Origin of the sequence: Myxococcus sp. AM011 (genome assembly GCF_013372595.1) — a bacterium.
Classification (GTDB): domain Bacteria; phylum Myxococcota; class Myxococcia; order Myxococcales; family Myxococcaceae; genus Myxococcus; species Myxococcus eversor.
In genome coordinates, this window is record NZ_JABXEM010000025.1 from 50,177 (window position 1) to 62,175 (window position 11,999).

Genomic DNA, 11,999 nt, shown 5'->3' on the forward strand with positions numbered 1-11,999 from the left:
CCTAGTTCATCTTCGAGAGTTGCTCATCGAGCATGTGGGCGAGGTGGGCTTCGGACAGGTTCTCCAGTGCGGGCGTGCCCACGTCCGGTGCCTCGGGACGCGCGACGGTGGGCGAGGCGAACTCCAGGGGAATGAACGCGGTGGCGAGCTGCTCCGCGAGCTTCTCGGTGGTGGGGTAGTTGAAGACGAGGGTGGCGGGCAGCGAGAGCCCGAAGCCGCTCTGGAGTCGGTTCTTGAGCTGCAACGCCGCCAGGGAGTCGATCCCCATCTCGTTGAAGCCCTGCGTCGGGTCCACCGACGCGCCGGAGCCCGCGCCACGAATCCAGGCCACCTGTTCACGCAGGTAGTCCATCAGCAGCTTCCGGCGATGCATGACGGGCGACTGGGAGAGCGTCTCCAGGAAGCGCGCGCGCTCCACGGTCCGCCCCCGCGCGGCCTCCCGCAACTCGGCGTCATAGGGCGCGGGGCGACCGCCGCCGAACACCGCCCAGTCGATCTCCGCGACGCCCACCTGGGCGACAGGACTCGTGAGCAGCGCTTCGAGCGCCCGCAGTCCCTGCTGCACGGGGAGAACACCCCAGCCCGGGGTGTGGGATTGCGCGCCGACGTCCACGCGTGCGCCAGCGTCACCGGCCCACACGCCCCAGTTGATGCTCAGCCCCGGCAGCCCGCTGGCGCGACGGTGGTGCGCCAGCGCGTCCTCGAACGCCGTCGCCGCGCAGTGGTTCGACTGTCCAGCGGAGCCGACCAGCGAGGCCACCGACGAGAACAACACGAAGTGGTCGAGGGCGAGATGCGCCGTCTGGCGGTGCAGGTTCCAGGCGCCCTTCACCTTGGGCCGCAGCACCTTCTCGAAGCGGGCCCAGCGCTGCTGACGCAGGACTCCGTCATCGAGCACTCCCGCCGAGTGGAACACGCCGCCCAGCGGCGCGAAGTCGTCCGAAATCTCCTGGAGCAGCGCCGCGAGCGCGGCCTCGTCCGCGACGTCCACCTGTCGGTACTCGACGCGCACCCCTCGCGCACGCAGGCGCGCCAGCCGCTCGGTCGCCTCCAGTCCCACTGCGCCACGTCCCGTCAGCACGAGGCTCCGCGCGCCGCGCTGAGCCAGGAGCTCCGCCGTCAGCAACCCCAGCCGCCCGAGTCCGCCCACCACGAGCTGGCTGCGATCAGCCCGGATGGAGTCGGACTCCACTCGCATCGAGGACGCAGTCATCACCTCGCGCGACGCGACCCTTCGCAGCCGCGCGACGCGGCGGCCACCACGGAAGGCGACCTGGTTGTCGGCTACCTCGGAGCGACCGTGGAGCTCCCGGACGAGCGCCTCCACTTGAGCATCAGACTCGCTGCTTGGATCGAGATCGACGCACCGGACATCCAGCTCGGATGATTCGATGGCGACAGGTCGTGCCATGCCCCAGAGCAGCGACTGCGCAATCCCGGGAAGTGGCTGCCCCGCGACCACGGCCTGTGCTCCCCGGGTGACCAGCCACACCGCTTCGGAGTATCCGCGCTCGATGAGGTAGCGCAGCAGCCCGAGTCCGCTCCCGCATCCACGCAGGGTGTCCGAATCGAGGTGCGCCGGGTCCAGGTCCTCGGCATCCGCGCCGTCGAGTCCCCACAGCAGGATGACGTCCGACAGTGAAGCAGGAAGCCCCAGTGTCCGCAGGGCATCAGCGAGCGCCTCGGGGTCCTCGGGCAACTCGAAGTGCTTGTCGTCGAGGGTCCGAAGCGTCTGTCCGCGGAACGCCAGGAAGCACGTTCGTCCGTCGCGTTCGAGCGCTTGCGCGAGCTGACGTCCCAGTCCGCGCTCGTCCGCGAGAATCAGGCACGGTCCGCCACCCGTCTCGAACGGAGCAGGAACTGTCGCCTCCAGCGCGAGCGGCTCCCACCGGCGCTCATAGAGCCATCCGTCCAACGATGCCGGTGTCGCGGGGCTCAAGGCTTCCCGGCTCGTCCGCTGGAGCTCCATTCCCAGGACGCGCGCGCACAGCCGCCCGTCACTTCCGAAGACGCTGACGTCGGCGCGCAGACGCTTCCGCGTCGCGTCCACGGGCCGAACCACCGCGTGACTCCACATCCGCTCGTCGAGTCCTCCGAACAGCACGAGGCTCTCGATGTTCATCGGCACATAGAGCTCGGAAGCGCTCGGGTCTGGATAGGCGCCCCCCACCACCTGGAGACAGGCATCCAGCAGCGCGGGGTGCGCGATGAAGGCGCCGTTGCCTCCGAGCATGGCGGGCCGCTCGATGCGGGCAAGGACCTGCTCTCCCTGTTGGCGCAGCTCGGTGATGCCCTGGAACTCCGCGCCGAAGTCGACGCCGGACTCGCGCGCCCTTCGATAGGGGTCCTGGATGAGCGGAGCGGTCCGCAGCGTCGCGAGCACCGCGTCGTGCCCCGGCTCCATGGAGGCAAGCTCGCCGTCGCGAGGGGCGCGGAGTGTCCCGGTCGCATGGAGGATCCACTCACCCTCCGAGTCACCCATGGCGCGACTGAAGATGCGCGCCGTCGCCGTGCCCGCCTCTCCCCTGTTCACCGCGCACTGCACCCTGCGTCCGGCGTCCTGAGGGAACGTCATCGCCGCGAGCAGGGACAGGTTCTCCAGCCGCGGCGTCTTCGTCCCCAGCAGCCGAGCACCTCCGGCCAGCGCCATCTCGACGTAGGCGGTGGCGGGCAGCGTCGGCGTCCCGAAGACGCGGTGCTGTCCCAGGAACGCCTGCGTCGAGGGACCCAGCGTCGTCTCGAACAGCAGCGCGTCGGCCCCGAGCACGGCCAACGGAACCCGAGCGCCGAGCAGCGGATGCTCTTCCCGAGCGACGCTCGCGCCATGAAGGCGCTGCAGCCCCGCCCCCTCCTCCCAGTACCGCTGGCGCTGGAAGGGATACGTGGGGAGCGCCACCTTGCGCCGGGCGAAGCCCGCATCGAAAGCCGCCCAGTCCACCCGGGCGCCTCGCACGTACAGGGCCGACAGACTCTCCAACATCTGCTGCCAGCCGCCATCCTCCGACCGCAGGCTCGGCAGCCACGCGCACGCCCCTTCTGGAAGGCACCGCGCCGCCATGCCGAGCAGGGTTGCCTTGGGTCCTATCTCAACGAACACCCTCGCCCCATCGCGATACAGGCGCTCCACGCCCTCCGCGAAGCGCACCGGGTCGCGGAGCTGGCTGCACCAGTAGTCCGGCGTGGCGATGGCCTCCGTGACGGGCTCGCCGGTCATCCCGGAGACCATGGGAATCGCGGGCCGCGCGTAGGTGAGCGTGGCGGCGACGGCCCGGAACTCCGGGAGGATGGCCTCGACCATGACCGAGTGGGCCGCGCGCGGAATGTTCAGGCGCCGGACCTTGAGGCCTCTCGACTCCAGGGCCGAGGCCACCTCTCGCAGCTCGCCGGGAGGACCGGAGACGACCACGTTGTCGGGGCCGTTGAGCGCGGCGATGGAGCAGCTCCAACCGCCTGCCGCCAGGACCTCGCGGACCTCTGCCTCCCCCGTGGAGACCGCGAGGTTTCCGCCTTCGGGGAGCTGATGCATCAGGCGTCCGCGATGAATCGCCAGCTTCAGCCCGTCCTCGATGCTGAACACGCCGGCGAGGCACGCCGCCGCCAGCTCTCCGGTGCTGTGTCCGAGCAGGACATCGGGCTGGATGCCCCAGGACATCCACAGCTCGGCCAGCGCGTACTCCAACGCGAAGAGCACCGGCTGGGCGTAGTCGAACTGGTCGATGGGCGAGGTCTGCCCCGGCTCCGGATAGAGCACCGAGTGGAGCGATTGTGTCCAGGCGCCGCGCAGCAGCGCATCGAACGCATCGATGCGGCGGCGGAAGCCCGGATGCGTCGGATAGAGCTCGCGAGCGGCCCCGACGTACTGCGAGCCCTGCCCCGAAAAGAGGAACGCGACCTTCGGCGACTGCTTCGGGTCGAGCACCCCGTGCACCATCCCCGGACGCCCTTCCGTCTTCGCCGCTGCGCCGAGCAACGCGGCCATGTCGCCGCGCTCCGAGGCAACCATGGCGAGCCGATGCTCGAAAGCGACCCGGCCGGTGTTCGCGGAGAAGCACACGTCCGCGAGCGCCGCGTCGGTGCCCTCCAGCAGCGACTGGTACTGGCCCGCGAGCTGGCGCAGCGCCGCGTCGCTCCGCGCCGAGAGCGTCAGGACATGGCGGGAGCGGTCCCTCCGCGTCGCCGAGGCCTCCACCTCCCGTGTCGCGGGAGCCTCTTCCACCACGACATGGGCGTTGGTGCCGCCAATGCCGAAGGAGCTGACTCCCGCGCGGCGCGGGCCGCTCGCCACGTTCCAGGGCATGGCCTTGTCGACCACGTAGAAGGGACTGTGCTCGAAGTCGATGCGCGGGTTCGGCTGCTCGAAGTGGAGCGAGGGCGCCAGGGTGCGGTGCTGAAGGGACAGCACGACCTTGATGAGCCCGGCGATTCCCGCCGCGCTGTCCAGGTGTCCGATGTTGCTCTTCACCGAGCCCAGCCCACAGGACCGCGACTCCGTCTGCTCACCAAAGGCCCGGGTCAGCGCGGCGATCTCGATGGGGTCGCCCATCGCGGTCCCCGTCCCATGCGCCTCGACGTAGGAGATGGTCCGCGGGTCGACACCCGCGTGCTGGTGCGCGCGCCGGACGACGTCGAACTGCCCCTCCACACCGGGCGCCATGAAGCCGACCTTCCGGTGCCCATCGTTGTTGACGGCCGAGCCCTTGATGACCGCGAGGACGCGGTCCCCGTCGGCGAGCGCCTGGCTCAAGCGCTTGAGGACCACGACGCCGGCCCCGCTTCCAGGGAGGGTGCCGTTGGCCCGGGAATCGAACGGCCGGCAGTGGCCATCTCCCGAGAAGATGCTGCCCTCTTCGTAGAGGTAGCCGACCTTGTGGGGGACCTTGATGGCAACCCCACCCGCCAGCGCCATGTCGCAGCGTCCGTCGAGCAGCGCATCGCAGGCCGTCGACACGGAGACGAGCGACGTCGAGCACGCCGTCTGGAGGTTCACGCTCGGCCCGCGCAGGTCGAGCTTGTAGGAGGTCTGCGTCGCCAGGAAGTCCTTGTCCTGGGACACGAGGTCCTGGAAGAAGCTGATCGGCCGCGTCAGGTCCGGATAGGGATAACGGTAGTGGCTGACGCTCTTGCCGGCGTAGACCCCGACGACGGCGTCACACGCGCTGGGTGGGTAGCCCGCATGTTCGAGCGCCTCCCAGGCACACTCCAGGAACACGCGCTGCTGGGGGTCCAGGGAGCGCGCCTCGCGGGGCGTGAGGGAGAAGAAGTCGGCATCGAACGCGTCGAACCCCTCCATCACCGCCGAGGCGCGGACGTAGCGGGGATCCCGGAACGCGCTCTCGCTCACGCCCGCGGCCAGCAGTTCCTCATCGGTGAAGGTGCCGACGGACTCGACGCCCCCCACCAGGTTGCTCCAGAACGCGTCGAGCGTGGCGGCTCCGGGGAAGCGACCGCTCATCCCGATGATGGCGATGTCCCGGTCCCCCTGCTTCCGAGGTGCCTCGGCGACGGGCACGGGCTTCACGGCGGCGCCAGGGGCACCAAGCCGCATCGCAAGGGAGCGGACAGTCGGGTTCCCGAACAGCTCGACGACGGGGATGGTGAGCCCCAGCTCCTGCTTGATTCGCAGGTGGAGCTGGATGAGATGCACGGAGTTGGCGCCGAGCTCGAAGAAGTTGCGCTCCGGATGGACCGCGGGAACACCGAGCACGGCCCCGACGGCCTTCGACAGTGCGTCCTGGAGCGCGCGGGCCTCGCCACTGCCTCCGGTGGCGACGGCCGATCCCGACGCGGTGTCCTGCTTCGCCTGGGAGACCAGGTCCGGGTGGGGCAATGCCCGTCGGTCCACCTTGGCGTTTCGGGTCAGCGGCAGGGCGTCCAGGACGACGTACGTCGCCGGCACCATGTGATCTGGAAGCGTGCGCGAGAGGAACTCGCGGACCCGCCGCGTGTCGAGTTCCCGCGTCCCGTCAGCGAGGACGACATACGCGACGAGCCGCTTCTCATGGTGCTCACCGACGGCGCCCACCACGGCCGCGCGGATGCCCGGCTCCCGCAGCAGGGCCGCTTCGATTTCACCGGGCTCGATGCGCTGTCCCCGGATGGAGAGCTGGAAGTCGACGCGGCCGAGGAACTCGATGGTTCCATCGGGCAGGTAGCGTCCAAGGTCTCCCGTGCGGTAGATGCGCTCGCCCGTGCGCGGATGGACGGTGAACTTCTGGGAACCCGCCCCCGCGCCGATGTAGCCCAGGGCCACGCCGATGCCCGCGCAGCACAGCTCACCCGGCACCCAGAGGGGCCGCTCCTCCAGTCGCTCGTCCAACACGTAGTACCGGGTGTTGGCGATGGGCTTGCCGTACGGAATGCTGCGACGGCGCTCGTCCGCTTCTTCAACCGGATGGGTGATGTTCCACAGTGACGTCTCGGTCGGGCCTCCGACGCTCACCACCCTCACGCCACCGAAGCGCGCCCGCAGGCGCCCGGGGAGCGTGACGGCAATCCAGTCGCCGCCCAGCATCACCAGCCGCAACGGACACGAGAGCCGGACGTTGCCTCCTTCGAGGTACGTCATCAGCATCTCCATCATCGCCGGCACGGTGCTCCAGACCGTGACGCCGTGACGGGCCATCAGCTCGACCCAATGCGAGGGGTCCCGACGCCGGGACGCATCCGGCATCACCACCGTCGCCCCCGCGCTCAGCGTCCCGAACACGTCGTAGACGGAGAAGTCGTGGTGGAGCGCGCTCAGGGCGATGAGTCGGTCATCCGGTCCGACACCGAACTTCCGGTTCGTCCACTCGATGGCGTTGACCATCCCCGCGTGCGTGAGCATCGCCCCGTTGGGCTGGCCCGTGGAGCCTGACGTGTAGAGGATGTGCGCGAGGTCCTCGGGTCGCTGCGCCGTCGACAACGGCGCGTCGGGGTACTCGCTGAAGGCCTCCGGAGTGAGGACCAGCACCTGGACATGGTCCGGCCAGGCATCTCGGGCGAACTTCGGCTGCGTCACGATTCGCTCGACGCCGCTGTTGCGCATCATGAAGGAGCGGCGCTCCAACGGCAGGCCCGCGTCGATGGGCACGTAGGCCGCGCCGGAGCTCAGGATGCCCAGCACCGCGACGACCTGCTCCCAGCCCTTCTCCATCACCACCGCGACCACTTGATTGGGCGCGGCGCCCCTCTCGCGGAGCACATGCCCCAGGCGGTTGGCGCGCCGGGCCAGTTCGCCGTAGCTCAGCGTGCTCCCCTCCGAGACCAGGGCGACCGCGTCCGGACGCGCGGCGGCGTTCCGGAAGAAGCCGGAGTGGAGCAGTTCACCACTCAGCGGGCGTGCCGTGTCGTTGACGCGGGCAAGCAGCTCGCGTTGGCGCGCCGGCAGGAGGTCCAGGTCCGCGCGCTCCCAGGCCGCGTCATCCTCCGCGAGTCGGAGGATCAACGCGTGGAAGGCGTTGAACATGTCCTCCAGCATGCCGGGCGGAAACAGCTCCTCCGCCACGTCCCAGTTCAGGAAGACGCCGCCCCCCTGGTAGACAATCTGGAGATCGATCCACACCTGCGGCGTCTGCGTGAGGGCCTCGACGAGCCCACCGAACGCCTCCGCCAGGAAGTCCACCCAATGCGAGTCCCGGCTCCTGGAGTGGGAGGCGAAGCTCGTCATCACCACGGGCATGATGGCGCCGGAGATCCGCCCCTGGGCCCGGAACAGCTCGCGCAACAGATCGACGCCGCTCACCTCGCGGTGCTCCAGCGCGAGGAGGAGCTGATCGCGAATCGCCAGCGCGCGTTCGGTGAAGCCGCGCTCCGGCCGGTGGTCCACTTCAATCAACGTGAAGCTGGCGAAGGTCCCGATGATGTCGTTGACCTGCGGGTGGACGGGAAGCCGGTTGAAGTGCGGGACGTTGAGCGTGAGGCGAGGGCTGCGGCTCCAACGGGCGATGACCTCCGCATAAGCGGCCAGCAGCAGCTCGGGCTCCGTCAGCCGGCGTGCCCGGGCCCGCTGCTTGAGTCGCTGCCACACCTCGGCGTCCACGCGCGCGAACCAGCGGCGGAAGCGAGGACGTCGGAGCGTGCGAGGGTCCTTCTCCAGCGGGAGGTCCGGTGCGGGAGGAAGGTGCGGGAGTCGCGCGCGCCAGTATTCGAGCGAGCGCGCGTAGCGGGCACCTCGGGAGTGGTGCACGGCCAGCGAATAGTCCCGGTACGACAGCGTGAGGTCCGCGGGAGAGGGGGCGACCTCGGGGTGCCGGTAGAAGTGCACCAGCTCCCGGTAGAGGATCTGGAAGCTGTACCCATCGACGAAGGTCCCATCGATGCTCATGAAGAGGCGCACGCGGTCGCCGTCGAGCAGACACGCGCGCAGTTCGAACAGGGGCCACTGGTCGAGCGGGAGCACCTGCTGGGACAGCCGCTCGCGGATGGCGACGAGTCTCGCCTCGGCCTCCTCCTGACCGCGCCCGCGCAGGTCCTCGACGGGCAACCGGTAGCGAGGGACCAAGGGGAGGATCCGCTGCTGGAAGCCCGGGGCCTCCACGGCGCGCAGCATCTCGTGGCGAGCCACGACCTGGTTCCACGCCTCCTCGAAGCGCGAAAGGTCGAGCGCGGGGCAGTCGAGCTCGTTGTACGCGTGCATCGACGCGTTCATCTCCAGCTCGGCCTGTCGCCCCACGCTGTAGGCCTGCTGAAGCTCGGTCATGGGGAACGGCAGGTGCCGCTCCTCTGGCCGGTGCACCACTTCCACCGGCGTCTCCGACAGGGGCTCGCCCTGCTCCGACAGGAGGGCCCGCAGCGCCGCCTTGTTCTCCACGAGCTGTTCGCGCAGCCCCGCGGGAATCTCTCCGTCCGGCGCGTCGACGGCCAGGTGCTCGCCATCCACGCTCAGCTTGATGCCGTGCGCGGCCAGCGCCTGAAGGAGTTCGGCCAGCGTCATAGCAGGACCCGCTTCGTGTCGGTCCGCTCCGGGGACACCCCGCCCATCACGCTGGCGACGGCGAGCTTCTCCAGCAACTCGGCCGCCACGTGCGCGATGGAGCGCGCATCCACGAAGCTCTTGAGCGGCAGCCCTACGTCGAGCTCGCCCATGACCAGGTCGCGCAGCTCCAACGCCATGATGGAATCGAAGCCCAGCGCGTCGAACGAGTCCGTCGCGGAGAGGCGCTCGGGCTCCAGGCGACTGACCTTGCCCACCATCTCCTTGAGCCGGGCCTCCAGCATGCGGGAACGCGAGGAGCCCTCCAGTGAGAGCAGCACCTCCCGGAGCTTGCGAGGCGCGTCCTCGGCGACGACCGTGAGTGGACTGGGGACCCGCGCACGGAACAGGGATGAACCCGCCACGGACGGGTGGCTGTTTCTCCAGCGCTCCACATCGAAGCGAGCGATGCCGCGGGCCACGGGAGCATCGGCGAGCGTGAGGGCCATGGCGGACAAGGCCTCTTCGACGGACATGGGCGCCATGCCGTGTTCCGCGAGTCGCGCACCGCGCCGGGCGTCAGCGGCGGCCATGCCGACCTCTCCCCAGCTTCCCCACTGGAGGCTGATGGCGGGCAGCCCTTGCGCGCGCCGGAGACGGGCCAGAGCGTCGAGGAAGGCGTTCGCCGCGGCGTAGTTGCCCTGCCCCGGAGCACCGATCAACGCCGCGGTCGACGAGAACAGGACGAACTGCTCCACCGAGGCATCCGTGGCGAGCGCATGAAGGTTCCAGGCTCCGTCCACCTTGGGTTCCATGACGGTGTCGAAGCTCCGGGGCTCCAGTTGAAGCAGGGAGCCGTCGGCCAGCACGCCCGCGCAATGGAAGAGCCCGCCCAGCGGAGGTCCTCCACTCCGAACGGCCCGCAGCAGGTCAGCAACGGCTTCCGATTGGCTCACATCGACGCGGAAGACCTCCACCGTCGCTCCCGAGGCCCGCAGCGGCGCCAGGGCCCGACGCGCTTCAGAGGTCTCTCCCATCCGACCGCACAGCGCGAGGTGACGCGCGCCCTGGTCCACCAGCCACGTGGCCAGTTGGAGCCCGATTCCGCCAAGTCCACCGGTGATGAGGTACGTGCGATCCGCCCGGGGACGGAATGACGTCGTGCTCCCGGGAGTCCGACGTCCCTGGGTGAGCTTCGGGACCAGCCGTCTGTCCCCGCGCAGCGCGACCTCGTCGTCCTCCGCGTCGGTGGAAGAAGCGCGCCCGAGTTCATCGACGAGCGCGCGCGACGACTCCACACTCGACACAGGGTCGACATCGATTCGCGTACACCGAAGCTCGGGGTGCTCGTAGGCGATGACCCGTCCGAGCCCCCAGAGGGAGGCGCCCAGGAGCGACACCGACTCCGAGTCTCCGCCCGCGGCCTGCGCTCCCCGGGTGATGAGGTACAGCCGTGGAGTCCTCCCCAGCGTCGTGCGAGCCAGGGCCTGGACGAGCGACGTCACGGCGACGGCCTGGCTCCGAACGCCACGGCTCAAGGCGTCGAGCGTCTCGGGATTCCCGGTGCGCGCCACGAAGAGGACGCCCCGAAGTTCGCGGCTCGCCGAGGCCAGTTCGCCAAGCAGCCGGGAGAAGGATGCGGCCTGGGTGAAGTCGAGGCGGTAGTCGCGAGCGGACACGCGCTCGTAGGACGCGCCTGGACACGCCAGCGCCACCTCGCCACCCGCCTCGGCCAGTCCGTCACGGAGCGCCACCGTGGCCTCCGGCTCCTCGGCGATGACGAGCCACGCGCCATCCAGCCGGACCTGCCCGCGCGCCGACTCGCGAGGGCTCCAAGAGAGTTCGTGGAACAGCCCCTCGCATGCGGCGGTGTCGATGACGGCCACGGGCGACGCCTTCGCGGACTCCCGCGCACCGTCCCACCAGAAGCGCTCGCGCTGCCAGGGATAGGTCGGAGCGACGACCTTCTTTCCCTCGGGGAAGAGGTTCTCGAATCGGAGAGGGACGCCAGCGCAGTAGAGCCTCGCGGCGAGCGTCAGCAGCACCTGCCGGGCATCCGCGCCGTCCACCGGAGCCGCGTGCAGGACGAGCACGTCCCTGCCCCGTCGCTGGGCCGCGGCCTCCAACGCCTCACCGAGCGAGGCCTCACACCCCAGCTCCAGGTAGACCGAGGCACTCCGCTCCATCAAATGCTCGGCGGACAGGTCCACCTCGGGAACGTCCCGGTTCGTCAGGTCCCCAGTCGTCCCTTCGGCACCCGCATCGAGCCACTCTTCCTCGGAGAAGGAGAAGAAGGGGCACTTCGCCGGCCGGGCGGGAATCGGCTGTGGATGCGCGAGCCCGAGGACGCTCCGGGCCGCCTCCTCCACGGTGATCACGCCCGCGATGACAGCGGCGGCCAGCGCTCCCGTGCCATGACCCGCGACAGCGAAGGGCTCGACGCCGAAGGAGCGCCACATCTCCACCAGCGCGAGCTGACAGGCGAGGAGGACCACGGCATCGCCCTCGCGCCGACCCACATGCTCGAACACCGACAGGCCCGCCACCTGGCGGAAGACGCCGTCGAGCTGCGCGACGTGGCGAAGGAAGGACGGCTCCTGCCCCTGGCCCGCCCGCATGAGCCTCGCGGCCACGGAGGCGTCATCCCCCAGGACGAAGACCACGCCACGTCCCACAGGGCCCTTGAGCCGGCCCTGGAAGAGTCCCGCACCCTCTCGCCCTTCGGAGGCGCGGCGCAGCAGCGCATGCAACTCCTCGCGGGTCTGGGCGACGAAGGCGAGGCGCTGGTCGTGATGCGCGCGTCCCGCGCCCGCCGTGAAGCAGGCATCCCTGAGGTTCACGCCCCGGAGCTCCGAGAGCTGGCGCGACCAGGCTCCGGCGAGTTCCCTCAGGGCCGGCTCGCCGCGCGCCGAGAGAGGCAATAGGTAGGGCCCCGCATCCGTCGATGCCGAGGCGTCCTCCCGATGCGCTTCGAGGAGCGCGTGGGCATTCACACCACTCATGCCGAACGAGCTCACGGCGACCCGATGCGGGCGGACCTGCTCCGTGAGGGCCATGCGCTCCCGAGCCACGGCGATGCCGGAGCCCTCCCAGGCGAACTCGGGCG

2 protein-coding genes are annotated in these 11,999 nt (G+C 69.9%); both read right to left on the minus strand.

The features are described from left to right. Position 1: 1 nt before the first annotated feature. Positions 2-8,914 (minus strand): non-ribosomal peptide synthetase/type I polyketide synthase, encoded by an 8,913-nt coding sequence (locus HUW62_RS07565; protein ID WP_176434018.1) that lies wholly within the window; start codon positions 8,912-8,914, stop codon positions 2-4. Beyond that, positions 8,911-11,999 (minus strand): SDR family NAD(P)-dependent oxidoreductase (locus HUW62_RS07570; RefSeq protein WP_176434019.1); only part of this gene is annotated, 3,089 nt, incomplete at its 5' end. The genes HUW62_RS07565 and HUW62_RS07570, both read right to left, overlap by 4 nt.